The organism is Streptomyces sp. SLBN-8D4 (assembly GCF_049739545.1).
In the GTDB taxonomy this organism is placed as follows: domain Bacteria; phylum Actinomycetota; class Actinomycetes; order Streptomycetales; family Streptomycetaceae; genus Streptomyces; species Streptomyces canus_C.
In genome coordinates, this window is record NZ_JBMGQC010000001.1 from 5,408,258 (window position 1) to 5,432,595 (window position 24,338).

21 protein-coding genes and 1 pseudogene are annotated in these 24,338 nt (G+C 71.0%); 15 read left to right on the plus strand and 7 right to left on the minus strand.

The features are described from left to right. The first annotated feature begins 15 nt into the window (after window positions 1-15). Complete coding sequence (gene thpR, locus RKD20_RS24595) at window positions 16-588, plus strand: RNA 2',3'-cyclic phosphodiesterase (RefSeq protein ID WP_424879597.1); 573 nt, start codon at window positions 16-18, stop codon at window positions 586-588. Window positions 589-793: 205 nt separating this feature from the next. Here the strand turns inward: thpR and RKD20_RS24600 are convergent, their stop codons facing one another. Then, window positions 794-1,786, minus strand: coding sequence for an aldo/keto reductase (locus RKD20_RS24600; protein ID WP_424883305.1), 993 nt, complete (start codon window positions 1,784-1,786; stop codon window positions 794-796). 124 nt (window positions 1,787-1,910) lie between these two features. On the opposite strand from RKD20_RS24600, the gene RKD20_RS24605 reads away from it, so the two are divergent. Beyond that, complete coding sequence (locus RKD20_RS24605) at window positions 1,911-2,105, plus strand: hypothetical protein (protein ID WP_424879598.1); 195 nt, start codon at window positions 1,911-1,913, stop codon at window positions 2,103-2,105. Between the two features lie 123 nt (window positions 2,106-2,228). On the opposite strand, the gene RKD20_RS24610 is transcribed toward RKD20_RS24605, so the two are convergent. Then, window positions 2,229-2,876, minus strand: a complete 648-nt coding sequence (locus tag RKD20_RS24610) for a maltokinase N-terminal cap-like domain-containing protein (RefSeq protein WP_424879599.1) — start codon at window positions 2,874-2,876, stop codon at window positions 2,229-2,231. Window positions 2,877-2,893: 17 nt separating this feature from the next. After that, the gene (locus tag RKD20_RS24615; RefSeq protein ID WP_424879600.1) at window positions 2,894-3,481 is read right to left on the minus strand and encodes a Uma2 family endonuclease; all 588 of its coding nucleotides are present in this window, start codon (window positions 3,479-3,481) and stop codon (window positions 2,894-2,896) included. A gap of 89 nt (window positions 3,482-3,570) precedes the next feature. Between RKD20_RS24615 and RKD20_RS24620 the strand changes: the two genes are divergently transcribed. Continuing rightward, on the plus strand, window positions 3,571-4,329 hold the full coding sequence (locus RKD20_RS24620; protein WP_424879601.1) for an aminoglycoside adenylyltransferase family protein: 759 nt from the start codon (window positions 3,571-3,573) through the stop codon (window positions 4,327-4,329). Here the strand turns inward: RKD20_RS24620 and RKD20_RS24625 are convergent. Further along, window positions 4,322-5,057: pseudogene (locus RKD20_RS24625) on the minus strand (helix-turn-helix domain-containing protein). The gene RKD20_RS24620 and the pseudogene RKD20_RS24625 sit on opposite strands and share 8 nt — an antisense overlap. 222 nt (window positions 5,058-5,279) lie before the next feature. Between RKD20_RS24625 and RKD20_RS24630 the strand changes: the two are divergent. The 3 genes from RKD20_RS24630 to RKD20_RS24640 are packed head-to-tail and all read left to right on the plus strand — an operon-like array spanning window position 5,280 to window position 7,719. Further along, window positions 5,280-5,948: a DUF4097 family beta strand repeat-containing protein gene (locus RKD20_RS24630; RefSeq protein WP_424879602.1), complete on the plus strand. Its 669-nt coding sequence runs from the start codon at window positions 5,280-5,282 to the stop codon at window positions 5,946-5,948. 29 nt (window positions 5,949-5,977) lie between these two features. Beyond that, the gene (locus RKD20_RS24635) at window positions 5,978-6,937 is read left to right on the plus strand and encodes an ATP-binding cassette domain-containing protein (protein WP_424879603.1); all 960 of its coding nucleotides are present in this window, start codon (window positions 5,978-5,980) and stop codon (window positions 6,935-6,937) included. Beyond that, window positions 6,934-7,719, plus strand: coding sequence for an ABC transporter permease (locus tag RKD20_RS24640; RefSeq protein WP_424879604.1), 786 nt, complete (start codon window positions 6,934-6,936; stop codon window positions 7,717-7,719). The genes RKD20_RS24635 and RKD20_RS24640 overlap by 4 nt, the downstream gene beginning before the upstream one ends. A 57-nt stretch (window positions 7,720-7,776) precedes the next feature. Here the strand turns inward: RKD20_RS24640 and RKD20_RS24645 are convergent, their stop codons facing one another. Beyond that, window positions 7,777-8,454 (minus strand): SGNH/GDSL hydrolase family protein, encoded by a 678-nt coding sequence (locus RKD20_RS24645; RefSeq protein WP_424879605.1) that lies wholly within the window; start codon window positions 8,452-8,454, stop codon window positions 7,777-7,779. A 132-nt stretch (window positions 8,455-8,586) separates the two neighbouring features. Between RKD20_RS24645 and RKD20_RS24650 the strand changes: the two genes are divergently transcribed. The 3 genes from RKD20_RS24650 to RKD20_RS24660 all read left to right on the plus strand — a co-directional run bounded on the left by RKD20_RS24650 (window position 8,587) and on the right by RKD20_RS24660 (window position 13,075). After that, window positions 8,587-9,579, plus strand: coding sequence for a WD40 repeat domain-containing protein (locus RKD20_RS24650; RefSeq protein WP_424879606.1), 993 nt, complete (start codon window positions 8,587-8,589; stop codon window positions 9,577-9,579). Between the two features lie 165 nt (window positions 9,580-9,744). Beyond that, window positions 9,745-11,259 (plus strand): cellulase family glycosylhydrolase, encoded by a 1,515-nt coding sequence (locus RKD20_RS24655; RefSeq protein ID WP_424879607.1) that lies wholly within the window; start codon window positions 9,745-9,747, stop codon window positions 11,257-11,259. Window positions 11,260-11,458: 199 nt separating this feature from the next. After that, on the plus strand, window positions 11,459-13,075 hold the full coding sequence (locus tag RKD20_RS24660; protein ID WP_424879608.1) for an alpha/beta hydrolase: 1,617 nt from the start codon (window positions 11,459-11,461) through the stop codon (window positions 13,073-13,075). Between the two features lie 129 nt (window positions 13,076-13,204). Here the strand turns inward: RKD20_RS24660 and serC are convergent, their stop codons facing one another. After that, the gene (serC, locus tag RKD20_RS24665; RefSeq protein WP_424879609.1) at window positions 13,205-14,323 is read right to left on the minus strand and encodes a phosphoserine transaminase; all 1,119 of its coding nucleotides are present in this window, start codon (window positions 14,321-14,323) and stop codon (window positions 13,205-13,207) included. Window positions 14,324-14,413: 90 nt separating this feature from the next. Between serC and RKD20_RS24670 the strand changes: the two genes are divergently transcribed. The 3 genes from RKD20_RS24670 (at window position 14,414) to RKD20_RS24680 (ending at window position 18,874) form a co-directional block, all read left to right on the plus strand. After that, window positions 14,414-17,296, plus strand: coding sequence for an FAD-binding and (Fe-S)-binding domain-containing protein (locus RKD20_RS24670; RefSeq protein ID WP_424879610.1), 2,883 nt, complete (start codon window positions 14,414-14,416; stop codon window positions 17,294-17,296). Window positions 17,297-17,382: 86 nt separating this feature from the next. Beyond that, on the plus strand, window positions 17,383-17,841 hold the full coding sequence (locus tag RKD20_RS24675) for an N-acetyltransferase family protein (protein WP_424879611.1): 459 nt from the start codon (window positions 17,383-17,385) through the stop codon (window positions 17,839-17,841). Between the two features lie 103 nt (window positions 17,842-17,944). Beyond that, window positions 17,945-18,874, plus strand: a complete 930-nt coding sequence (locus RKD20_RS24680) for an EamA family transporter (RefSeq protein ID WP_424879612.1) — start codon at window positions 17,945-17,947, stop codon at window positions 18,872-18,874. A 455-nt stretch (window positions 18,875-19,329) separates the two neighbouring features. Here RKD20_RS24680 and RKD20_RS24685 read toward each other — a convergent pair whose 3' ends face one another. Further along, a complete protein-coding gene (locus tag RKD20_RS24685; protein WP_424879613.1) occupies window positions 19,330-20,073 on the minus strand; it encodes a class I SAM-dependent DNA methyltransferase in 744 nt (247 codons plus the stop codon). Between the two features lie 138 nt (window positions 20,074-20,211). Between RKD20_RS24685 and RKD20_RS24690 the strand changes: the two genes are divergently transcribed. The 3 genes from RKD20_RS24690 to RKD20_RS24700 are packed head-to-tail and all read left to right on the plus strand — an operon-like array spanning window position 20,212 to window position 24,328. Continuing rightward, window positions 20,212-21,006 (plus strand): TIGR03084 family metal-binding protein, encoded by a 795-nt coding sequence (locus RKD20_RS24690; protein ID WP_424879614.1) that lies wholly within the window; start codon window positions 20,212-20,214, stop codon window positions 21,004-21,006. Then, on the plus strand, window positions 21,003-22,733 hold the full coding sequence (locus RKD20_RS24695; protein WP_424879615.1) for an acyclic terpene utilization AtuA family protein: 1,731 nt from the start codon (window positions 21,003-21,005) through the stop codon (window positions 22,731-22,733). The genes RKD20_RS24690 and RKD20_RS24695 overlap by 4 nt, the downstream gene beginning before the upstream one ends. After that, window positions 22,688-24,328, plus strand: coding sequence for an acyl-CoA carboxylase subunit beta (locus tag RKD20_RS24700; RefSeq protein WP_424879616.1), 1,641 nt, complete (start codon window positions 22,688-22,690; stop codon window positions 24,326-24,328). Before RKD20_RS24695 ends, RKD20_RS24700 begins: the two co-directional genes overlap by 46 nt. Window positions 24,329-24,338 lie beyond the last annotated feature (10 nt).

Genomic DNA, 24,338 nt, shown 5'->3' on the forward strand with positions numbered 1-24,338 from the left:
GACAGGCTGACTCCCATGAGACTCTTCGCCGCGGTGCTGCCCCCGCAGGACGTGTCCGACGAACTCGCGCTGAAAGTGGCCGAGTTGAGGCGACTGCCCGGAGCGTCCGAGCTGCGCTGGACCGGCGTTCCCGGATGGCACTTCACCCTTGCCTTCTACGGCGAGGTCGACGAGGCCCTCGTACCCGAACTGTCGGCTCGGCTGGAGCGGGCGGCTCGGCGGACCCCGTGTTTCCCGCTGGCCCTGCGCGGTGGCGGGCAGTTCGGGCACGGGCGCGCGTTGTGGGCAGGGGCCTTCGGTGATCTGCCGGTGCTGCGGCTGCTGGCGGAGCGGGCGGAGGCGGCGGCGCGGAAGGCGGGGGTGGAGATGGGGGAGCACCGGCGGTACAAGGCCCACCTGACCGTGGCGAGGAGCCGCGAGGTCTTCGACGTACAGCCGTACCTGGAGGTGCTGGACGGGCTCGCGAGCCGGAGCTGGACCGTCGACGAGCTCGCGTTGGTCCGGAGCAACCTGCCGACGTCGGGAGTGCCGGGGGAGCAGCCTCGCTATGAGGTGGTCGGCCGTTGGGCGCTGGGTGGGGCCGGTTAGGCTCGATACGTGGACCCGAAGACACGGAACCGGATCATGGCCGGTGTGCTTGTGATGATGTTCGTCGTTGTTGCCTTGGCTGCGGCGCTCGGTAGGTAGGCAGGGGAACTGCGGCCAGTCCTTCGGCCGCTGCGCCGTCGTGGCTGGTCGCGCCCGCGGGGCGGAGCCCCAGATCGACTCCGCCCCGCGCCCCTGTGGGGCGCCCCTACCAGGCGAAGGCCTCCGGGGACGGCCCCGGGCCCGGGAAGATCTCGTCCAGGCCGGTCAGGACGTCCTCGCTCAGCTCCAGCTCCACCGCCCTGATCGCTGATGCGAGCTGCTCCGCCGTGCGCGGGCCGACGATCGGGCCGGTCACGCCGGGACGGGTGAGCAGCCAGGCCAGGGCCACCTCGCCGGGCTCCAGGCCGTGCTTCTCCAGCAGGTCCTCGTACGACTGCAGGCGCGCGCGGGCGGCCGGGTCGGCGAGGGTGTCGGCGGCGCGGCCGGAGGCGCGGCGGCCGCCCTCGGCCTCCTTCTTGATGACCCCGCCGAGCAGACCGCCGTGCAGGGGCGACCAGGGGATGACACCGAGGCCGTAGTCCTGCGCGGCCGGGATGACCTCCATCTCGGCGCGGCGCTCGTAGAGGTTGTACAGGCACTGCTCGCTGACCAGCCCGATGGTGCCGCTCCGCCGGGCGGCGATCTCGTTGGCCTGGGCGATCTTGTAGCCGGGGAAGTTGGAGGACCCGGCGTACAGGATCTTGCCCTGCAGGACGAGGGTGTCGATCGCCTGCCAGATCTCCTCGAAGGGGGTGGCGCGGTCGACGTGGTGGAACTGGTAGATGTCGATGTAGTCGGTCCGGAGCCGCTTGAGCGAGGCGTCCACGGCACGGCGGATGTTCAGCGCCGACAGCTTGTCGTGGTTCGGCCAGGCCTCGCCGTCCGCGCCCATGTTGCCGTAGACCTTGGTGGCGAGGACGACCTTGTCGCGGTTGGCGCCGCTCTTCGCGAACCAGTTGCCGATGATCTCCTCGGTACGGCCCTTGTTCTCGCCCCAGCCGTAGACGTTGGCGGTGTCGAAGTAGTTGATTCCCGCGTCGAGAGCCGAGTCCATGATCGCGTGGGAGTCGGCTTCGTCGGTCTGCGGGCCGAAGTTCATGGTGCCGAGGACGAGTCGGCTGACCTTGAGTCCGGTGCGTCCGAGCTGCGTGTACTTCATGGTGGTCAAGCCAACGCCTTGGAGTGGACTCCAGGCAAGCGTGAACTTCGGGGGGATTGCTCCCCTGTGGAATCGGGGGACAGCCGGAGGGAGTTGGGGCGGTTTCGTCTCTAGCGTGCAGCACATGACACGTATGGAGGGAACCCGCGCCACGCGGCGGAACGTGCTGGCGCTCGGCACCGCCGCGGCGGCCACGCCCTGGCTGGGCGCCGCCCCGGCCCGGGCCGACACCGCGGGCGGGGAGCTCGACGAGCTGGGCATCACCGAGCTGCGCGCGCTGATGGCCGAGGGACGGCTCGACGCGGAGCGGCTGGGGTGACGTTCATGGGGACGGCGTGGAGCGAGCCGGTGCTGCTGCGGCTCGCGTACGCGTACGAGCGGGCGAGCCGGGTTCGGCGGGTGCCGGCGTACCGGGAGGCCGATGTGGGGTTCTGAGCTGCGGTCAGCCGGCGGAGCGGGACGTGTGCAGGGTCGCGAACACGGCTCGCGCGCGGGTGCCGTCCGGTGCGTCCCAGGCGCCGGTGACCTGGCCGGCCGCGCCCTCGGGGGCGGTGGCCGGCGGACGCCGGTGCAGGCGGAGGACCGTGCCGTCCGGGAGGGGGAGCTCGGTGCCGTCCCGGTCGTCGGTGACCTCGACGGGGCCCGCGGGGGAGGGGAGCCCGCTGCCCGCGTAGGAGTGGGTCACCTCGTGGTCGGGGGTGTCGCTGATGCTCTGGGCCATGGCCTGGGCGCGGCCCTCGAACAGGGCGAGGAGCTCGGTGCGCAGGACCGGGTCGTGGATGCCGTCGTAGGCCCAGCGGGCGCCCAGGACGCCGTGTTCCATGGTGCCGACGAGGGCGTGGTCGGCGCCGGGGAGGGGGTCGGCGCGGTAGGTGAGCGGGGCCAGATAGGCGACGGGTTCGGGGCCGGAGGAGTCGACGGCCACCATGAACTCGATCCCGACCTCGCCCTCCGGGTCGTCCAGCCGGAAGCCGCCGGCCTTGGTCAACTCGGGTGTGCCGGTGCCGGCGTACCACGGGCGGGTGGGCAGCCAGGTGGTGAGCAGTTCCAGCTTGGTGGGCTTGAGGGTGGTGTTGTGGATGATCGCCATGCGGCGGATTCTGTCAGTCAGTCGCGGGGGAACTCATCGGTTTTCAGGGTGAGGCCGACGACGGTGCCGGTGAGGTCCACGTCCTTGCCGAAGGGCACCCTGGTCTCGACCTCGTAGTCGCTGCCCTTGGGGTCGGTGTAGATGTGGCACCGCCCTTGATACGGATCCGCGATGACGTAGACGGGGACTTCCGCCGTGGCGTAGGCGGCCTTCTTCGGGCCGTAGTCGTTGGCCGCGGTGCCCTTGGAGATCACCTCGGCGACGAACTCGACGTCCTCGTAGGACCAGTGGCCGCCCTCCGCCTTGGCGGCGCCTTCGGCCATCACCGTCACATCGGTCGCGAATCCGTTGAGGTGCCCCGGGTAGTCGATGCGCACGTCGGACTTCACGCGCTTCCGCGGATACTTGGTCCGCAACTGCTCGACGATGTCCAGGATGATCTCCCAGTGGGTGTCCCGCTGCGGCGACATGTAGACGGTCCCCTCGACGATCTCGACCTTGTATCCCTCGGGGACGGGCATCGTCTCGAGCCGCTCGAACATCTCGTCGAGCGTGCTCGTGTTGTCGCTCTCGGCCATCGCGATCCTGTCTTCGAGGACGGTCATCGTGGCGCTCCTCCCCGGCTGCCCCGTGGACAAGTGCCGCCGCGCGGTACAACGATACGCACGGTGACCGAGACACGGGAGGACACACCATGCCGGAGGACCACGGTGCCGCTCACCTCCTCCCCGTCCTCCACCGCACCCTCTCCGACACCCCCCTCGGCATCTACCTCCACGGCTCCGCCGTCCTCGCCGGTCTCCGTCCGCACAGCGACATCGATGTGCTGGTCGTCGTACGGAGGTCGCTGACCCGCGACGAACGCCGTGCCCTGGTGGGGGAGTTGACGAAGGTGTCCGGCGTGCCGGGCGCTCGGCCCGTCGAGCTGGTCGTCGTCGTGCAGGACGAGGTACGGCCGTGGCGGTACCCGCCCGTCTGCGACTTCCTCTACGGGGAGTGGCTGCGCGAGGAGTACGAGCGAGGTGTGCTGCCCGAGCCGGAGCCCAGTCCTGATCTCGCGCCCCTGCTCACCATGACCCTGGCCGGGGAGACGGCCCTGTACGGGCCCCCGCCCGCCCAACTCCTCGCCCCCGTACCGCTCGCGGACCTCAGGCGCGCGATCGTGGCCGGGGTCCCGCAGCTCCTGGACAACCTGGACCACGACACCCGTAACGTCCTGCTCACCCTGGCCCGCATCTGGCTCACCCTCACCACGGACACCATCCGCTCCAAGGACGCGGCGGCCGACTGGGCCGTCGGGCGGCTGCCGACCGAACACCGGGCCGTCCTGTCCCATGCCCGCGCGATCTACCTCGGGGAAGAGGAGGAGCGGTGGAGCGGCGGGCTGCGGGCGGGTGTAAGGCCCTGCGCCGACTTCCTCGTCGACGCCATCGGGCGTCAGTCGCTCAGGTAGCGCTGTCCGGCGGGGTCTCCGCTTTCGTGTGCAGGATCTCGCGGGCCTGGTCCGCGGCGCGGGTGAGGCTCTCGGAGACGAAGTCGAGGAAGCGGGCGATGTTCTCGAGGCGGACGGCGGCCGGGGTGTCCCGGCCGAGGACGCCCACGCCCTGTCGTGCGGTCTCGGCGAGCTGTATGGTGCCGCGGGCGCTGGCGATCATGGACTGGTACCACACGTCGTCGTCGGCGATGTAGCGCTCGCGGCGCCGGTCGTCGCGTTCGCGGCGGACCAGGCCCTGGTTCTCGAGATAGCTGATCGCCTTGGAGACGGACGCCGGACTGACCGCGAGGCGCTGGACGAGTTCGGCGGCGGTGAGGCTGCCGGTGTCGCTCGTGTAGAGGCAGGTCAGCACCCTGGCCATCATCTTGGGCGCGCCCGTCTGCATGAGGACGGGTGGTGAACGTCTCCTCGTACTCGCGCACCGCCTCGGGATCGCGCCCGTGGGCCGCCTGCGGAGTCTGCGTGCCGCGCGGTGCGGCCTGTCGGCGGCGGTGGGCCCGGCGTTCGGCGGCCCGGTGGGCCAGGTCGGCGCGGTAGGCGGTGGGGCCGCCGTTGCGCATGACCTCGCGGGTGACGGTCGAGGTGGGGCGTTCGAGGCGGCGGGCGATCTCCGCGTAGGCGAGGCCGTCGGCCACTCCCAGGGCGATCTGCTGACGTTCCTGCTGGGTGAGCCTGCCTCCCGGCATCGCGGTCTCCTTCGTGGTCCTGGTGTCCGCAGCATAGCGTTCACTTCTCACCTATTGCAACGAACGAGCAACTGACGTTGCGTTGCTTTCTGATTCGTTGCAATGAAATTGCAGGTTCTAGCTGCAGTGATGAGCATATTGCGCAACGAGTCTGTTGCTGGAATCGTGAATGCAACGTAGCTTTTCGTTCATCGGAAACAGCGACGAACGCAGGAGCACCTGATGCAGAAGTTCGACACCCCCGCCCCCGTCACCACCGTCATCGACCTCCCCGCCGGCCGCGTCCAGGTCATCGCCGCCGACCGCGCCGACACCACCGTCGAGATCCGGCCCGCCGACCCCGCCAGGAACCGCGACACCAAGGCCGCCGAGCGGATCGAGGTCACCCACGGCGACGACGGCGTCCTGCGGATCACCGCCCCGGCCGCCAATAACCAGTACTTCGGGCCCTCCGGATCCGTCGAGATCACCGTCCAGCTCCCCACCGGCTCACGCGTCGAAGCCACAGCGGCCGCCGCCGAGTTCCGGGCCGTCGGACGCCTCGGGGACCTCGTCCTCGAAGGCGCCCACGGCCCCGTCAAGATCGACGAGGCGGCGAGCATCCGCCTCACCGCCGCCGACAGCGACATCACCGTCGGACGTCTCACCGGACCCGCCGAGATCAGCACCCAGCGCGGCGACATCACCATCGACGAAGCCGCCACCGGCTCGCTCGTGCTGAGCACACAGAAGGGCGACATCACCCTCGCCACCGCCGCCTCCGCCGCCCTGGACGCCGGCACCTCCCACGGCCGCGTCCACAACTCCCTCAAGAACACCGAGGGTTCCGACGCCGCCCTGACCATCCACGCCACCACCACCCACGGCGACATCACCGCCCGCAGCCTCTGACCCGCACCCCTTCACAAGGAGCACCGACCATGACCGTCCTGGCCATCGCGGCGAACGGACTGCGCAAGTCCTACGGGGACAAGACCGTCCTCGACGGCATCGACCTCCAGGTGCCGGCCGGCACGATCTTCGCCCTCCTGGGGCCGAACGGCGCCGGCAAGACCACGGCCGTCAAGATCCTCTCCACGCTCGTCACCGCCGACGGCGGACAGGCACAGGTCGGTGGCCACGACCTCACCGCCGAGGCCCAGGCGGTACGGGCCTCGATCGGCGTCACCGGCCAGTTCTCCGCCGTCGACGGGCTGATCACCGGTGAGGAGAACATGCTCCTCATGGCTGACCTGCACCACCTCTCCAGGAGCGAGGGGCGGCGGGTCACCGCCGAACTGCTGGAGCGCTTCGACCTCACCGAGGCCGCGAAGAAGCCCGCCTCCACCTACTCCGGCGGCATGAAGCGGCGCCTCGACATCGCCATGACCCTGGTCGGCGAACCCCGGATCATCTTCCTCGACGAACCCACCACCGGCCTCGACCCCCGCTCCCGGCACACCATGTGGCAGATCATCAGGGAACTGGTCGCCGACGGCGTCACCGTCTTCCTCACCACGCAGTACCTGGAGGAGGCCGACGAACTCGCCGACCGCATAGCCGTCCTGCACAACGGCACGATCGCCGCCGAGGGCAGCGCCGAACAGCTCAAGCGCCTGGTCCCCGGCGGACACGTCCGGCTCCGCTTCACCGACCCGGACGCCTACCGCGGTGCCGCCCGCGCCCTGCGCGAGGGCAGCCGGGACGACGAGTCGCTCACCCTGCAACTCCCCAACGGCGGCAGCCAGTCCGAGCTGCGCGCCCTCCTCGACCAGCTCGACGCGGCCGGCATCGAGGCCGACGAGCTGACCGTGCACACCCCCGACCTCGACGACGTGTTCTTCGCCCTGACCGGCGGCAGCGCCGACGTCACCGACCAGACCAAGGAGACCGTCCGATGAGCACCCTCTCCCTCGCCGTGCGCGACTCGTCCACGATGCTGCGCCGCAACCTCCTGCACGCCCGGCGCTACCCCTCGCTCACCCTGAACCTGCTGCTCACGCCGATCATGCTGTTGCTGCTCTTCGTCTACATCTTCGGCGACACCATGAGCGCGGGCATCGGCGGCGGCGACCGTTCCGACTACATCGCGTACCTCGTCCCGGGCCTGCTGCTGATGACCATCGGCTCCACCACGATCGGCACCGCGGTCTCCGTCTCCAACGACATGACCGAGGGCATCATCGCCCGCTTCCGGACCATGGCGATCCATCGCGGCTCGGTGCTCGTCGGGCACGTCGTCGGCAGCGTGCTGCAGTCGGTCGTCAGTGTGGTCCTGGTCGGCGCCGTCGGCGTGGCCATCGGCTTCCGCTCCACCGACGCCACCGCCCTGGAGTGGCTCGCGGCCTTCGGACTGCTCGTGCTCTTCGCCACGGCGCTCACCTGGATCGCGGTCGGCATGGGCCTGATCAGCCCCAACGCCGAGGCCGCAAGCAACAACGCCATGCCGCTGATCTTCCTGCCGCTGATCTCCAGCACCTTCGTGCCGGTCGACGCGATGCCGGGCTGGTTCCAGCCGATCGCCGAGTACCAGCCCTTCACCCCGGCCATCGAGACCCTGCGCGGACTGCTCCTCGGCACCGAGATCGGCAACAACGGCTGGATCGCGGTCGCCTGGTGCCTCGGCCTCGCGGCGCTCGGCTACCGCTGGTCGACCGCGAAGTTCAACGCCGACCCGAAGTGACCGCCGTGGGGGCGGGGTTGGGGCGGGGCGCGGGCCGACCCCCGTGCCCCGCTCCTTTCAGCCGGCCTTGTAGGGCCCGCCGAGGCCCCACGCCTGGTGCATCGCCTCCGCGAAGGCCGCCGCGATCCTGTGCTCGCCGCTCGCGTTCGGATGGGTGCCGTCGTAGGTGTCGTGGTGGATGTCGTACGACGACGGAGGGGACGCCGGCAGCAGGGGGGAACGCGGTTCGTCCAGGTCCGCGATCGCCTTGGCCAGAAGCTCGTTGAAGCGGGTGACCTCCCTCGCGAAGGGCGCGTCCGACTCCGCCCGGACGTTGGGGATCACGGGAAGGACGGCCATCCGGACGCGGGGGTTCGCCCGGCGGGCCTCGGCGACGAAGGCGCGGACGTTCTCCGCGGTCTGTTCGGCGTTCGTGTAGAAACCCAGGTCGATCAGGCCCAGCGACACCAGGAGCACGTCCGCCCGGTGCCCGCGCACCGCCTCACCGATCAGCGGGGCCATGTGCAGCCAGCCCTCGCCCCAGCCGGCCAGGTGGGCTCTGGGGAAGTCGGGATCGGCGTACGCGTACGACGTCGGGGCGTCCGCCGCCTTGTCGTACAGAGTCTCGCGCGGGCCCACGAGGTCGAAGGGCCCGCCGCAGGTGTCGCGCAGGTGCTGCCACATCCGGTACCGCCAGGTGTGCTCGCCCGCGCTCCCGATCGTCATCGAGTCGCCGACCGGCATGAATCGCAGCATGCGCTCATCATCGGTGATTCTTACCGGCGGGTAACAGATCTTGGGCAACTCGGTGCTGTGAAGATGGCCACGCGCCGGGACCGTCTGTGCCCGCTCGGCCCGCCCGGCGGGGCCGGATGGCACGCTTGGGGCATGCGTCGACCCTTCGCCCTGCTCGCCGGGATCCTGCTCGTGGGTGCCTTCGCGCTGCCCGCCGCCGTGCCCGCCTCCGCTGCCGACGGGGACGGGAAGGGGGACCAGGGCTTCACCATCAGCGACCCCCGGATCACGGAGTCCAGCGGACTCGCCGCCTCGCGGCGGCACCCGGGCATCTACTGGACCCACAACGACCAGGACACCGGCGCGTACCTGTACGCCGTCGACAGCGCGACCGGCAAGACCGTCGCCAGGATCACCATGACCGGCGTGGGCACCCCGAGGGATGTCGAGGCCATCGCGATCGGGCCCGACAACCAGATCTGGGTCGGCGACATCGGCGACAACGACGGGGTCACCTGGCCCTATGTGTGGATCTACAAGCTGCCCGAGCCGAAGGTCCTGAAGGACCAGTCCGTCAAGGCCACCCAGTACGTCGTGAAGTACACCGACGGCTCGCGCGACGCCGAGTCGATGGTCGTCCATCCCAGGACCGGGCGTGTCTACATCATCGACAAGCAGGAGGACGGCGGGCATCTCTACGAGGGGCCCACCACCCTCTCCCCCTCAGGGACGAACGTCTTCAAGCCCGTCAAGGCCGTCGACCTGTGGGCCACCGACGCCGCCTTCTCGCCGGACGGCCGGCAGCTCGTCGTACGCGGGTACTTCGGCGGTATCTGGTACGACTGGAACGGCGGCGCCATCAAGAAGCGGGGGAGGATCAGCGTGCCCCTCGGCCAGGGGGAGTCCGTCTCCTACTCCCCGGACGGGACCAAGATCCTGCTGGGCATGGAGGGCGCCGACAGCGAGGTGGAGGCGCAGGACGCGCCCGGTGACGGCGGGTCCAAGTCGCCCTCGGGGAGCGGAAGTTCCTCGGCCTCCGGTAGCGACGGCGGTGGGACCTCCAGCGGCACCGTCAAGATCGGCGCCCTGGCCCTGGGAGCCGTCGCCGCCCTCTTCGGACTCCGGCGGCTGTTCCGGCGCTCCTGAGCCCCCGACAAAGGTTCCGGAAGCTGCGCCCGTGACCTGACACGCACAAGGTGACGTCCAGCGTCTTGACGTGTTCATGTGACCTGTCTTCCATGGGAGGTGCAGGGCGGTGGGAGCGCTCCCACTCCGTTCCGGGCCCGCACCTCCCGAGAGGAAGCAGCGAACATGTTCCGCAGCTTGAGAAGAGCGCTGTGTGCGGTGGCGGCGGCTCTCCTGTTGCCGCTGGGGACCGCTGGTCTTCAGACGGCCGACGCCGCCGAGGCGGCCGGCGCCGGCTACTGGCACACCAGCGGCCGCCAGATCCTGGACGCCTCCGGGCAGCCGGTCCGGATCGCCGGGATCAACTGGTTCGGCTTCGAGACCAGCAACCACGTCGTCCACGGCCTCTGGTCCCGCGACTACAAATCCATGATCGACCAGATGAAGTCACTGGGCTACAACACGATCCGCATCCCGTTCAGCGACGACATCTTCAAGGCGGGGACGGTCCCCAACAGCATCGACTTCTCCAGCGGCAAGAACGCCGACCTCCAGGGGAAGGACTCCCTCGGCGTCCTGGACCGGCTCGTGTCGTACGCCGGTCAGGACGGCCTCAAGGTCATCCTCGACCGGCACCGCCCGGACTCCGGCGGCCAGTCGGCGCTCTGGTACACGGCGGCGGTCCCGGAGTCGACGTGGATCGCCAACCTCAAGGCGCTGGCGACGCGTTACAAGGGCCAGGACACCGTCGTAGGCATCGATCTGCACAACGAACCCCACGATCCCGCCTGTTGGGGCTGCGGGGACACCGCCACGGACTGGCGGCTGGCCGCCCAGCGGGCCGGGAACGCGGTGCTGTCCGTCAACCCCGAGCTGCTGATCTTCGTGGAGGGCGTGCAGACCTTCAACGGGGTCTCCGGCTGGTGGGGCGGCAACCTGATGGGCGTCGCCCAGTACCCGGTGCAGCTGAACGTCGCGAACCGGGTCGTGTACTCCGCCCACGACTACGCGACCAGCGTGGCCCAGCAGAGCTGGTTCAGCGACCCGTCGTTCCCGGCCAACATGCCGGGGATCTGGGACAAGTACTGGGGCTACATCTTCAAGCAGAACATCGCGCCGGTGTGGGTGGGCGAGTTCGGCACCACGCTCCAGGCGGCCGTGGACCAGAAGTGGCTGGCGGCGCTGGTCTCGTATCTGCGCCCCACCTCGACGTACGGCGCCGACTCCTTCCACTGGACCTTCTGGTCCTGGAACCCCAACTCCGGTGACACGGGCGGGATCCTGAAGGACGACTGGCAGAGCGTGGACACCGTGAAGGACGGGTACCTCGCGAGCGTCAAGGCGCCGGGCTTCCCGTCGAGCGGCGACCCCGGGGGCCCGGGTGACCCCGGCGGCACCACGGCTGCCTGCACCGCCGCCTACACCGTCAGCAGCGACTGGGGCGGCGGCTTCAACGCCGAGGTGAAGGTGACCAATTCGGGGTCCACGGCCCTCTCCTCCTGGAAGGTCACCTGGACCTGGCCGGGCTCGCAGAAGGTCACCTCCATGTGGAACGCCTCGTACACCCAGACCGGCTCCACCGTGACCGCGACGAACGCCTCCCACAACGGGTCGGTCCCGGTGGGCGGTTCGGCGAGCTTCGGGTTCGGGGGAGCACCTGGGGGCGGGGGTGTGCCGGCGGTGAGCTGTACGGCTGCGTGAGGGTGCGGGAGGGGGCGCTCGGCGGGTACCGGGCGCCCTCGTCGCAGGCGAAGCCGGGAATGCCTGGCACCGGGCAGCCGGCGTGTCAGGTTCGGGGCCTCGGGGAGGGAGTGCGCCAAGCGGCCCTGGATCAAAGGAGATTCAAATCTTTCGCTCAGATGTTTCTCATGCGACAGTTCCTTCGACAGGATGCGCTCTTATGAGAAGAAGCGCTGTTGTGCTGTGCGGTGCGACCGTTGTCCTGGCGGGGGCCGTCACGGCTGTCCCGGCCGAGGCCGGTACGTCCCTCACCGCGGCCCCCGCCCTGGCGGCGGCGAAGGTCAGCTGGAAGAAGTGCGGCACCGAGAACTACCCGACGCTGCAGTGCGGGTCGGTGAAGGTGCCGCTGGACTACGCCCACCCGAAGGGGCGCCAGATAACCCTGGCCCTGTCCCGGGTGCCGCACACCGCGAAGAAGTACCAGGGCCCGCTCCTGGTCAACCCGGGCGGCCCCGGCGGCAGCGGGCTGACCCTCGCCGGGTTCGTCGCCTCGAGCCTGCCCAAGGCGGTCGCGGCCCAGTACGACGTCATCGGCTTCGACCCGCGTGGCGTCGGCAAGAGCACGCCCGCCCTCGACTGCAAGCCGGGCTACTTCAACCCGGTCCGCCCCGCGAGCGTCCCGAGCACGTCCGTGATCGAGAAGGCCAACCTGGAGCGCGCCAGGTCCTTCGCCGCCGCCTGCGGTCGCAAGTACGCGGACGTGCTGCCGTACATCAACACGATCAACGCCGTGAAGGACATGGACTCGATCCGCAAGTCCCTCGGCGCGAAGAAGATCAACTACTTCGGCTACTCGTACGGCACCTACCTGGGCCAGGTCTACGCCAAGCTGTTCCCGGGCCACGTGCGCCGACTGGTGCTGGACTCGATCGTCGACCCCGATGGGGTCTGGTACGACGCCAACATCTCGCAGGACTACGCCTTCGACGGCCGCCAGAAGGCGCTGATGGCGTGGATCGCCAAGTACGACTCCACGTACAAGCTCGGCACGAACCCGGCCAAGATCGAGGCCAAGTGGTACGCGATGCAGGCCCAGTTGGCGAAGACGCCGGCCGGTGGCAAGGTGGGCGCGGCCGAGCTGGAGGACACCTTCATCCCGGGCGGCTACTACAACGGCTACTGGCCCGACCTGGCCAAGGCGTTCGCCGCGTACGTCAACGACAAGAACGCGGCCCCGCTGGTCGAGGCGTACGAGAACCTCGCCGCGATCGACGCCTCCGGTGACAACGGCTACAGCGTCTACACCTCGGTGCAGTGCCGTGACGCCTCCTGGCCGCGCGACTGGAAGCAGTGGCAGAAGGACAACTGGGCGGTGTACAAGAAGGCCCCCTTCATGGCCTGGAGCAACGCCTGGTACAACGCGCCGTGCGCGTTCTGGCCCACGAAGACGCTGAAGCCGGTGAACGTCGCCAATTCCAAGCTCCCGCCGGTGCTCCTGTTCCAGGCGACGAACGACGCGGCCACCCCGTACCAGGGCGGAGTCACCGTCCACCGCCTGCTCAAGCACTCCAGCCTGGTCGTCGAGCAGGGCGGCGGCAACCACGGCATCTCGCTGAGCGGCAACGCCTGCCTGGACAAGTACCTCGCCAAGTACCTGACCGACGGCACGGTCCCCCGCGGCCACGGCACCGCCGACGCGGTCTGCAACAAGCTCCCCGACCCGAAGCCGGCGGCGGCCCAGCCGGCCACGGCGTCGGCCCTGACCGGCACCTCCGCGCCGGCCACCGCGGTACCCGGCGGCGACGAGCTGCACGCGCTGCTCGGCTTCCGCGGCTGACCGACCCGAACCGAAGAAGGCGCCCGGCACCGTCGCCGGGCGCCCTCACCGTCGACCTGGAGGCGGAAGCGCGAGAAGGGGCGCCCGGTGTTTGCCGGGCGCCCCTCGTCGTCGTAGCGGAAGCGGGTGTTACAGCTTCTCGATGACGTAGTCCACGCACTTCGTCAGCGCCTCGACGTCCGCCGGGTCGATCGCCGGGAACATCGCCACGCGCAGCTGGTTGCGGCCGAGCTTGCGGTAGGGCTCGGTGTCCACGACGCCGTTGGCGCGCAGGACCTTGGCGACGGCCGCGGCGTCGATCTCGTCCGAGAAGTCGATCGTGCCGATGACCTGGGAGCGCTTGGCCGGGTCGGTGACGAACGGGGTGGCGTGCTTGGACTCCTCCGCCCAGGTGTAGAGGCGGGTCGAGGAGTCCTTCGTGCGGGCCGTCGACCAGGCGAGGCCGCCCTGGCCGTTGATCCACTCCAGCTGCTGGTTCAGCAGGAAGAGGGTGGCGAGGGCCGGGGTGTTGTACGTCTGGTTCTTGCGGGAGTTGTCGATCGCCGTCGGCAGCGAGAAGAACTCCGGGACGTGCCGGCCGGACGCGTGGATCCGCTCGGCGCGTTCGATCGCGGCCGGGGAGAACACGCCGATCCACAGGCCGCCGTCGGAGGCGAAGGACTTCTGCGGGGCGAAGTAGTAGACATCCGTCTCGGCGATGTCGACCGGGAGACCGCCGGCGCCGCTCGTCGCGTCCACGAGGACCAGGGCGCCCTCGTCGGCACCGGTCACACGCTTGATCGGGGCGGCGACACCGGTGGACGTCTCGTTGTGCGTGTACGCGTACACGTCGACGCCGGCCTCGGCCCGCGGCTCCGGGTGGGTGCCCGGCTCGCTGGAGATCACCGTGGGCTCGGCCAGCCAGGGGGCCAGCTTCGAGGCCTTGGCGAACTTCGAGCTGAACTCGCCGAACGTCAGGTGCTGCGACTTGTTCTCGATCAGGCCGTGCGTCGCGACGTCCCAGAACGCGGTGGAGCCGCCGTTGCCGAGGACGACCTCATAGCCCTCGGGGAGCGAGAACAGCTCACTGATGCCCGCGCGGACCTGTCCGACCAGGTTCTTGACGGGCGCCTGGCGGTGGGAGGTGCCGAGCAGGGAGGTACCGGTTGCGGCCAGCGCGTCCAGCGCTTCCGTCCGCACCTTGGAGGGGCCCGCGCCGAATCGACCGTCGGCGGGCTTGATGTCAGCGGGAATCTGGATCTCAGCCACGAGGGGAGCGTAGCCGCTGGGGAAACCTGGTCGAAACGTAGTCCGTCCGGTGAGACGCGTCGGTGTTGACCGGACTGGTTTGCTGGAGTCATGACGGATCTTGAGGCCGATCTGCGGAAGGCCGTCCGGGGCGAGGTAGGTTTCGACGTCACCTCCCGGGCCCTGACCACCATGGACGCGTCCAACTACCGGCGCGTCCCCCTCGGTGTCGTCGCCCCGCGGGACGCCGACGACGTGGCCGCCGTGCTGGAGGTCTGCCGTACCCATGGCGTCCCCGTCGTCGCCCGCGGCGGCGGTACGTCCATCGCCGGGCAGGCCACCGGAACCGGGGTCGTACTGGACTTCACCCGGTACATGAACAAGCTCCTGTCCGTGGACCCCGAGAGCCGTACCGCCGTCGTCCAGCCCGGCCTCGTGCTCGACCGGCTCCAGGACGCCGCCGCGCCGCACGGGCTGCGGTTCGGGCCCGATCCCTCCACCCACAGCCGGTGCACGCTCGGCGGGATGATCGGGAACAACTCCTGCGGCTCGCACTCCGTGGCATGGGGGACCACCGCGGGCAGTGTGAGCGAGCTCGACGTCGTGACCGCGCGCGGTGAGCGGCTGCGGCTCGGGCAGGGCTGGGCCGGGGCGCCGGCGGGACTGCGGGAGCTGGTCGATGGCGAGCTCTCCCGCCTGCGGACCGGCTTCCCCGAGCTGCCCCGGCGGATCTCCGGGTACGCCCTGGACGCCCTCCTGCCGGAGCACCGGGCCGACGTCGCCCGGTCCTTCTGCGGCAGCGAGGGCACCCTCGGCGTGCTCACCGAGGCCGTGGTCCGGCTGGTGGAGGCGCCGCCCGCGCGTGCCCTCGCGGTCCTCGGGTACGCGGACGAGGGCGCGGCCGCCGAGGCCGCCGCCGGGCTGCTGGTGCACCGCCCCCTGACGGTGGAGGGCATGGCGGCCGACCTGGTGCCCTCGGCGGCCGCGCTGCCGCGGGGCGGCGCGTGGCTGTTCGTGGAGACGGGCGGCTCTTCCGGAAGCGAGGCACGCGCGCGTGCGGTGGAGATCGTGCGCGCGGCCGACGTCCTCGACGCGCACGTGGTGACCGACCCGGCCGGACAGCGGGCCCTGTGGCGCATCCGCGAGGACGCCAGCGGTACGGCGACCCGGATGCCGGACGGTTCCGAGGCGTGGCCCGGCTGGGAGGACTGCGCGGTGCCGCCGCCGCGGCTGGGCGCGTATCTGCGCGACTTCCGGGAGCTGCTGGGAGCACATGGGCTGCGCGGCACCCCGTACGGACACTTCGGCGACGGCTGCATCCACGTCCGCATCGATTTCGACCTGCTGACGCGGGCGGGGATCGGGCGGTTCCGCCGCTTCTCCGAGGAGCTCGCCGAGCTCGTGGCGGCCCACGGCGGGTCCCTGTCCGGCGAGCACGGGGACGGGCAGGCGCGGGCCGAACTGCTGCCGAAGATGTACGGCGACGAGATGGTCGCCCTGTTCGAGCGGGCGAAGGCGGTGTGGGACCCGGACGACCTGCTCAACCCGGGGATGCTGGTCCGCCCGGCCCCCCTCGACACCAACCTCCGCTTCTCCGTCCTGCCCCGCGAGCCGGTCGACGTCGCCTTCGGCTACCCGGCCGACGGCGGAGACTTCTCCGCCGCCGTACGCCGCTGCGTCGGGGTCGCGAAATGCCGTACGGCAGGGTCGTCCGGGCCCGCCGTCATGTGCCCGTCCTTCCGGGCCACCGGCGAGGAGGCGCACTCCACGCGCGGGCGTGCCCGGCTGCTGCACGAGATGCTGGCCGGTGAACTGGTCACCGACGGCTGGCGGTCCACGGAGGTCCGCGACGCGCTGGACCTGTGCCTGTCCTGCAAGGGCTGCCGCTCCGACTGCCCGGTCGGCGTCGACATGGCCACGTACAAGGCGGAGTTCCTGCACCACCACTACGCGGGGCGGCGGCGCCCGGCGTCCCACCACAGCATGGGCCGGCTGCCGGAGTGGCTGCGCCGGGTGGACCGGGTGCGGGCGGCCGCGGTGGTCAACGCCCTTGCCTCGGTACGGCCGTTGGCGGCCCTCGCCAAGCGGCTCGGCGGGATCACGCCCGAGCGGCGGATCCCGAAGGTGGCGACGGAGACGTTCAGCCGGTGGTGGGACGGGCGGAACGCCCCCGGGCGGAACGCGCGCGGCACCGGTGACCTGGTCATTTTGTGGCCGGACACCTTCACCGAGCACCTCTCCCCGTCCGTGGGGCAGGCGGCCGTACGGGTGCTGGAGGCGGCGGGGCTGCGGGTGGCGCTGCCGCCCACCGTGCACCTGGAGAAGCCGCCGGTGGGCGACGGCAGGACGGTCGCCCTCGACCCGGTGTCCCTCCTGCGGGGCCGGGGCCGGGTCTGCTGCGGCCTGACGTACGTGTCGACCGGACAACTCGACCGCGCCCGTACGGTGTTGCGCCGCACCCTCGACCTGATGACCCCGGTGCTGGAGACCCGGGCCCCGGTCGTCGTCCTGGAACCGAGCTGCGCCGCCGCCCTCCGTACCGACCTGCCGGAACTGCTGCACGACGACCCGCGGGCCGCCCGTCTCGCCTCCCGGGTCCTGACCTTCGCGGAGGCCCTGGAACGGCTCGCCCCCGACTGGCGGCCACCGGCCCTGAACCGCCCGGTCGTCGGCCAGACCCACTGCCACCAGCACGCGGTCCTGGGCGACACCGCCGACCGCCGGCTGCGCGAGGCCGCGGGACTCGCCGGCGACCTGAGCGGCGGCTGCTGCGGACTCGCCGGCAACTTCGGCTTCGAGAAAGGGCACTTCGAAGTGTCCAGGGCCTGCGCGGAGGAACAGCTGCTGCCGTCGGTACGGCAGGCTCCGCGGGACGCGGTGGTGCTGGCCGACGGGTTCTCCTGCCGTACGCAGCTGGAGCAGCTGGCGGGTGTACGGGGGAGACATCTGGCGGAGGTGCTGGCGGAGGCACTCGAAACGAGTCCTGAGTCCTGAGTCCTGAGCCCTGAGTCCTGAGTTCTGCGTTTTGAGTTCTGATCCTCCTGGTCCCTGCTCGCGGGAGCCGTTGGGATACTCCGGCCGTGGAAACGAACACGCGTCTCACGGCCTGGACTCTGCGTCCCGCGACACCGGCCGACGTCGAGGTCATAGCCGAACTGCGGGCCGTGGTCATGCGCCCCGACCTGGAGCGGCTGGGCCGGTTCGACGAGCACCGGGTACGGCAGCGGTTCCGGGACGCCTTCATCGCGCGACACCTGTCGATCATCGAGGCCGAGGACCGTTTCGCGGGCTGCGTCGCCCTGCGCCCGGCCGAGGACGGCCACTGGCTGGAGCACTTCTTCATCGCCCCGGAACTCCAGGGCCTCGGCCTCGGCTCGGCCGTCCTGCGCGGTCTGCTTGCCCGGACCGACGCCGACGGCGAACTCGTCCGCCTGAACGTCCTCCAGGGCAGCGCGGCCCGGCGGCTGTACGAGCGCCACGGGTTCAGCGTGGAGTCCGAGGATTCGGTCGACGTCTTCATGGTGCGGGAGCCGTCGTAGGGGGACAGCCGTATAACGGGTTTACGCACATGACTGGGTCCACTATCGTGAACTGAGTAGTGCAGCATGATGGACGTACCCCGAGTCGACCCCTGGAAGTCCCGTGACCACCTCCAGCAGCGCCCCGACGTCGTCGCCGACCTCGGCGGCCACCCCACCCCCGCCGGGGCCCGGCGGCTTCGGCTCCCTCGGTCCCGTCGGACTGGTGCTGGCCGGAGGCGTCTCCGTGCAGTTCGGCGCGGCGCTGGCCGTGACCCTGATGCCCAGGGCGGGCGCCCTCGGGGTGGTGACCCTGCGACTGCTCGTGGCCGCCGTCGTCCTGCTGGTGATCTGCCGGCCCCGGCTGCGCGGGCACACCCGCACCGACTGGGGCACGGTCGTCGTCTTCGGCCTCACCCTGGCCGCGATGAACGGCCTCTTCTACCAGGCCGTGGACCGCATCTCGCTCGGCGCCGCCGTGACCCTGGAGTTCCTCGGTCCGCTCGCCCTCTCGGTGCTCGCCTCCCGCCGCGCGGTCAACACCGTCTGGGCCGGACTCGCGCTCGCCGGGGTCTTCCTCCTCGGCGGCGGGGACTTCGGCGACCTGGACCCGGCGGGTGTCCTGTTCGCACTGGGCGCGGGCGCCATGTGGGCGTCGTACATCGTCTTCAGCGCGCGCACCGGCCGCCGCTTCCCGCAGGCCGACGGCCTCGCCCTCGCGATGGCGATCGGCGCGCTGGCGTTCCTGCCGCTCGGCATCGCGGAGTCCGGCGCCAGGCTCCTCGACCCAGTGACCGTGGGCCTCGGCGCGGCGGTGGCCCTGATGTCCTCCGTCCTGCCCTACACCCTCGAACTCCTCGCCCTGCGCAGCCTGCCCGCCTCCACCTTCGCGATCCTCATGAGCCTGGAGCCGGCCATGGCCGCCCTCGCGGGCTTCCTGATCCTCGACCAGTCCCTGTCCCCGCTCCAGGCCCTCGCCGTCGCCCTCGTGATCGCGGCGAGCATGGGAGCGGTGCGGACGCAGGTGGGACGGGGCAAGGCGATCACTCCGTGAGCCTTACGGGGGCGGTGCGTGCCGTACGGGGGTGTGGTCCGGGGCTTGGGTGAGGGGTGCCCGGGGGCGGCGCGGGGCGCCGGGGCCGCTTGCGACGGGCTGCGGAGGCTGCGGGGCTGCCGGGGTGGGGTACGGGCGCCTGCGCCCCAGTGTCTGGTGGTGTGGGGCGGTTGGCTCCGGTCGGTGTCGAGGGCCGGGGACCTTGTTTGCGCCCAGCTGTCCGGCGGGTGCGGTGGCCTGCCTCGGTCGGTGTCGAGGTCTCGGTCATCTCGTCCGCGCTGAGGTGTCTGCCGGTGCGGGGCGGCTGCCCCCCCATCGGCGTCGACGCCCCGGACACCCCACCCCGCAGCCAGCTGTCCGACGGCCTGGGGCAGGTGCCCCGGTCGGCGTCGAGGCCCCGCACACCGCGCCCAGTCGTATGGCTCAGGGCGGCCGGGAAGGACCGGCCCCGCTGGTCAGTCCGTGATCTTCTCCCACACCGAGACGCATGACTCGCTCTCGCTCGTGAAAGGCTCCCGGCTCCAGTTGTCCCACCGCTCCCGCAGCCGCATCCCGGCCAGCCGTGCCATGAGGTCCAGCTCCGCGGGCCAGACGTAGCGGAAGGGGATGGACCGGAAGGAGCCCTGGCCGTCCTCCGAGACCCTGACGTGGTGGGAGGACATCGCCTGCGTGGCGAGGTCGTACGTGTCGAACCCGAGGCGGTCCGTGCCGACGTGGAACGGCACCGTGTTCTGCCCGGGAGGCAGCTTGCGCAGCTGGGGGACCATGACCTCCACCACGAAGGTCCCGCCCGGCTCCAGATGGGCCGCGACATTGCGGAAGCAGTCCACCTGGGCGTCCTGGGTCGTCAGGTTCATGATCGTGTTGAAGACCAGGTAAGCGACCGAGAACGTGCCGGGCGCTCGGGCCGTCGCGAAGTTCCCGATCGTCACCCCGACCGCCTCACCCCCGGGCTTGGCCCGCAGCCGGTCCGCCATCGCCCGGGACAGCTCGATGCCGTGCACCTCGACCCCGAGCCGCGCCAGCGGCAACGCGATCCGCCCGGTTCCGACACCCAGCTCCAGGGCCCGCCCCTCGCCGGCGAGCTCCGCCAGCAAGGCCACGGCCGGTTCGACCGCCCCGGGTGCGAACATCGCCGCCGACGACGCGTCGTACGTCGCCGCGACGGACTCTCCGAAGTACCCGTCGTCATCGATCACCGGGGGACCCTACTGCGAGGGCGGAGGCGGGCGCCTCCGAATATCGGGTCTTCGGCCAGCGGCGGGAGGTGACCATCGGTCCGCCAAATTAATGCAAGCACGCTTGCTTGTTTCTGGCGTCGCTGACATCCTCACCCCATGGCAGACCCCACGCCCGTCATCGACGACCTGTGTGCGGAGAGCGAGGAACTCGACCTGCTGGTAGCCGAGTTGAGCCAGGAGCAGTGGTCGTCGCCGACCCCCGCCCCCGGCTGGACCGTCGCCCACCAGATCGCCCACCTCGCCTGGACCGACCACTCCTCCCTGCTCGCCGTCACCGACCAGAAGGCCTTCTCCCGCGAGGTCGAGAAGGCGATGACCGCGCCCGGGGACTTCGTGGACGAAGGCGCGGAGGAGGGTGCCCGCAAGCCTCCGGCGCGACTGCTCGCCTACTGGCGGGCGGGACGGGAGGACCTGGCGGAGGCCCTGCGCGCGGCACCCGAGGGGGCCCGCTTCCCCTGGTACGGCCCGCCCATGTCCACCGCCTCCATGGCCACCGCCCGCCTCATGGAGACCTGGGCCCACGGCCTGGACGTGGCGGACGCTCTGGGGGTGACCCGTGCGCCCACCGACCGAATCCGGCACATCGTCCGGCTCGGCATCCGCACCCGCGACTTCGCCTTCGGCGTGCACGGACTGACCCCGCCCTTCGAGCCGTTCCGCGTCGAACTCACCGCCCCCTCCGGCGAGTTGTGGACCTACGGCCCCGAGGATGCCACCGACCGCGTCACCGGCCCCGCCCTCGACTTCTGCCTCCTGGTCACCCAACGGGCACATCACGCCGACCTCGCCCTGCGCGCGGAGGGCGAGGACGCGGGCCGGTGGCTCGACATCGCCCAGGCCTTCGCGGGCCCGCCCGGCGCCGGACGCCCGGCGAAGGGAACGGCCGGATGACCCTCCGTACCGGCAAGCAAGAGCCACCGTCCGACCGAGTGGGCCGTGGGACGACCCTCCGCATAGGCAACGCCTCCGGCTTCTACGGCGACCGCTTCGACGCCCTGCGCGAGATGCTCACCGGCGGTGAACTCGACGTCCTCACCGGCGACTATCTCGCCGAGCTGACCATGCTCATCCTGGGCCGGGACCGGCTGAAGGACCCGGGGGCCGGGTATGCCCGTACATTCCTGCGGCAGTTGGAGGAGTGCCTGGGGACGGCGCGGGAGCGGGGGGTCAGGATCGTCACCAACGCGGGTGGCCTCAATCCCGCCGGACTCGCCGCCCGCATCCGGGAGTTGGCCGACCGGCTGGGCCTGGACGTGAACGTCGCCCATGTCGAGGGCGACGACCTGACCGCCGAGCACCCCGGCAGTCTCGCCGCCCACGCCTACCTCGGCGGCTTCGGCATCGCCGCCTGTCTGCGCGAGGGCGCGGACGTGGTCGTCACCGGCCGGGTGACGGACGCGGCCCTGGTCACCGGGCCCGCCGCCGCCCACTTCGGCTGGGGTCCTGGGGAGTACGACCGCCTCGCGGGAGCCGTCGTCGCCGGGCACGTCCTGGAGTGCGGGACCCAGGCGACCGGCGGGAACTACGCGTTCTTCGCCGAGGGCGGGCACGATCTGCGAAGGCCCGGCTTCCCCCTCGCCGAACTCCACGAGGACGGCACCGCCGTCATCACCAAGCACCCCGGCACCGGCGGCTTCGTGGACGTCGGCACGGTGACGGCCCAGCTGCTGTACGAGACGCAGGGCGCCCGGTACGCCGGTCCCGACGTCACCGCCCGCCTCGACACCGTCCGGCTCACCCAGGACGGCCCCGACCGCGTCCGGATCTCCGGCGTACGCGGCGAGGCCCCGCCCCCCACCCTCAAGGTCGGCCTCAACCGCCTCGGCGGCTTCCGCAACGAGGTCGCCTTCGTCCTGACCGGCCTCGACATCGAGGCCAAGGCCGCACTGGTGCGGGAGCAGCTGGAGCCACACCTGGCCAAGGTCTCCGACGTGCGCTGGGACCTGGTCCGCACGGACCGCCCGGACGCAGAGACGGAGGAAACCGCCGGCGCCCTGCTGAGGCTGGTCGTCCGGGACGCGGACCAGGACCTCGTCGGACGGGCGCTCAGCGGGGCCGCCGTGGAGCTGGCCCTCGCGAGCTACCCCGGGTTCCATGTGCTGGCCCCACCGGGAAAGGGCTCGCCTTACGGGGTCTTCGAGGATGTGTACGTCCCCCATCGGGCGGTGGGCCATGTGGCCGTCCTCCACGACGGGCGACGGCTCCCAGTGGCGCCGGCAGTCCGGGAGGCCGCCGTACTTGAGGATCCCCCGACACCACCCCTGCCCGAACCGCTGCCGGAAGGCCCCACCCGCCGGGCTCCCCTCGGTCTGATCGCGGGCGCCCGCAGCGGCGACAAGGGCGGCAACGCCAACATCGGGGTCTGGGCCCGGACGGACGAGGCATGGCGGTGGCTCGCCCACACCCTCACCGTCGACCGTCTGCGTGAACTCCTCCCGGAGACGGCCGAGTTGCCCGTCACCCGCCACGACCTCCCCAACCTCCGAGCCCTGAACTTCGTCGTCGAGGGCATCCTCGGCGAGGGCGTCGCCGCCCAGCACCGCTTCGACCCGCAGGCCAAGGCACTCGGCGAATGGCTGCGCTCCCGCCACCTGGAGATCCCGGAGGCTCTGCTTTGACGATCATCAACTCCGGTCTCGACCCGGCGGGTTCCGACTACCGGTCCCATCGCGAAGTCATGCTCGCCAAGCTCGCCGAGCTGGACACCGAGCACGCCAAGGCGCTCGCGGGCGGCGGCGAGAAGTACGTCGAGCGGCACCGGGGGCGCGGCAAGCTGCTCGCCCGCGAGCGCATCGAACTGCTCCTCGACCCCGACACGCCCTTCCTCGAACTGTCCCCGCTGGCCGCCTGGGGCAGCGACTACACGGTCGGCGCCTCCCTCGTCACCGGGATCGGGGTGGTGGCGGGTGTGGAGTGCCTGATCACCGCCAACGACCCGACCGTGCGCGGCGGCGCGAGCAATCCGTGGTCGCTGAAGAAGGCCCTGCGGGCCAACGACATCGCCCTCGCCAACCGGCTGCCCTGCATCAGCCTGGTGGAGTCCGGCGGCGCCGACCTGCCCTCGCAGAAGGAGATCTTCATCCCGGGCGGAGCGATCTTCCGGGACCTGACGAGGCTGTCGGCGGCCGGGATACCGACCGTCGCCGTCGTCTTCGGCAACTCGACGGCCGGCGGCGCCTACGTCCCCGGCATGTCCGACCACGTGATCATGGTCAAGGAGCGGGCCAAGGTGTTCCTCGGCGGCCCGCCCCTCGTCAAGATGGCGACCGGCGAGGAGAGCGACGACGAGTCCCTCGGCGGCGCCGAGATGCACGCGCGCGTGTCGGGTCTCGCGGACTACTTCGCCGTGGACGAGCAGGACGCCCTCAGACAGGCCCGCCGGGTCGTGTCCCGTCTCAACCACCGCAAGGCGTACGGCGATCCGGGCCCCGCCGAACCGCCCAAGTACCCGGCCGACGAACTGCTGGGAATCGTCCCCGGCGACCTCCGCACCCCCTTCGACCCGCGCGAGGTGATCGCCCGGATCGTCGACGCCTCCGACTTCGACGAGTTCAAGCCCCTGTACGGGACGAGCCTGGTGACGGGGTGGGCGGCGCTCCACGGCTATCCGATCGGGGTGCTGGCCAACGCCCAGGGGGTCCTGTTCTCCGAGGAGTCCCAGAAGGCGGCCCAGTTCATCCAGCTGGCCAACCAGCGCGACATCCCGCTGCTCTTCCTGCACAACACCACCGGCTACATGGTCGGCCAGGAGTACGAGCAGGGCGGCATCATCAAACACGGCGCGATGATGATCAACGCGGTCAGCAACTCGAAGGTCCCGCACCTCTCCGTCCTGATGGGCGCCTCGTACGGCGCGGGCCACTACGGCATGTGCGGGCGCGCCTACGACCCCCGTTTCCTCTTCGCCTGGCCCAGCGCCAAGTCGGCCGTCATGGGCCCCCAGCAGCTCGCCGGCGTGCTCTCCATCGTCGCCCGCCAGTCGGCCGCCGCGAAGGGACTGCCGTACGACGAAGAGGGCGACGCCGCCCTGCGCGCCCTGGTGGAGCAGCAGATCGAGTCCGAGTCGCTGCCCATGTTCCTGTCCGGGCGGCTCTACGACGACGGCGTCATCGACCCCCGCGACACCCGGACCGTACTGGGACTGTGCCTGTCCGCGATCCACACCGCGCCCTACGAGGGCGCCCGCGGCGGCTTCGGCGTCTTCCGGATGTGAGGAACCCTTC

What these genes read in the sequence shown, in the direction of transcription:
- thpR (WP_424879597.1), top strand. Translation starts at nt 16, where the DNA reads ATGAGACTCTTCGCCGCGGTGCTGCCCCCGCAGGACGTGTCCGACGAA.
- RKD20_RS24600 (WP_424883305.1), bottom strand. Translation starts at nt 1,786, where the DNA reads ATGAAGTACACGCAGCTCGGACGCACCGGACTCAAGGTCAGCCGACTC.
- RKD20_RS24605 (WP_424879598.1), top strand. Translation starts at nt 1,911, where the DNA reads ATGACACGTATGGAGGGAACCCGCGCCACGCGGCGGAACGTGCTGGCG.
- RKD20_RS24610 (WP_424879599.1), bottom strand. Translation starts at nt 2,876, where the DNA reads ATGGCGATCATCCACAACACCACCCTCAAGCCCACCAAGCTGGAACTG.
- RKD20_RS24615 (WP_424879600.1), bottom strand. Translation starts at nt 3,481, where the DNA reads ATGACCGTCCTCGAAGACAGGATCGCGATGGCCGAGAGCGACAACACG.
- RKD20_RS24620 (WP_424879601.1), top strand. Translation starts at nt 3,571, where the DNA reads ATGCCGGAGGACCACGGTGCCGCTCACCTCCTCCCCGTCCTCCACCGC.
- RKD20_RS24630 (WP_424879602.1), top strand. Translation starts at nt 5,280, where the DNA reads ATGCAGAAGTTCGACACCCCCGCCCCCGTCACCACCGTCATCGACCTC.
- RKD20_RS24635 (WP_424879603.1), top strand. Translation starts at nt 5,978, where the DNA reads ATGACCGTCCTGGCCATCGCGGCGAACGGACTGCGCAAGTCCTACGGG.
- RKD20_RS24640 (WP_424879604.1), top strand. Translation starts at nt 6,934, where the DNA reads ATGAGCACCCTCTCCCTCGCCGTGCGCGACTCGTCCACGATGCTGCGC.
- RKD20_RS24645 (WP_424879605.1), bottom strand. Translation starts at nt 8,454, where the DNA reads ATGCTGCGATTCATGCCGGTCGGCGACTCGATGACGATCGGGAGCGCG.
- RKD20_RS24650 (WP_424879606.1), top strand. Translation starts at nt 8,587, where the DNA reads ATGCGTCGACCCTTCGCCCTGCTCGCCGGGATCCTGCTCGTGGGTGCC.
- RKD20_RS24655 (WP_424879607.1), top strand. Translation starts at nt 9,745, where the DNA reads ATGTTCCGCAGCTTGAGAAGAGCGCTGTGTGCGGTGGCGGCGGCTCTC.
- RKD20_RS24660 (WP_424879608.1), top strand. Translation starts at nt 11,459, where the DNA reads ATGAGAAGAAGCGCTGTTGTGCTGTGCGGTGCGACCGTTGTCCTGGCG.
- RKD20_RS24670 (WP_424879610.1), top strand. Translation starts at nt 14,414, where the DNA reads ATGACGGATCTTGAGGCCGATCTGCGGAAGGCCGTCCGGGGCGAGGTA.
- RKD20_RS24690 (WP_424879614.1), top strand. Translation starts at nt 20,212, where the DNA reads ATGGCAGACCCCACGCCCGTCATCGACGACCTGTGTGCGGAGAGCGAG.
- RKD20_RS24695 (WP_424879615.1), top strand. Translation starts at nt 21,003, where the DNA reads ATGACCCTCCGTACCGGCAAGCAAGAGCCACCGTCCGACCGAGTGGGC.
- RKD20_RS24700 (WP_424879616.1), top strand. Translation starts at nt 22,688, where the DNA reads ATGGCTGCGCTCCCGCCACCTGGAGATCCCGGAGGCTCTGCTTTGACG.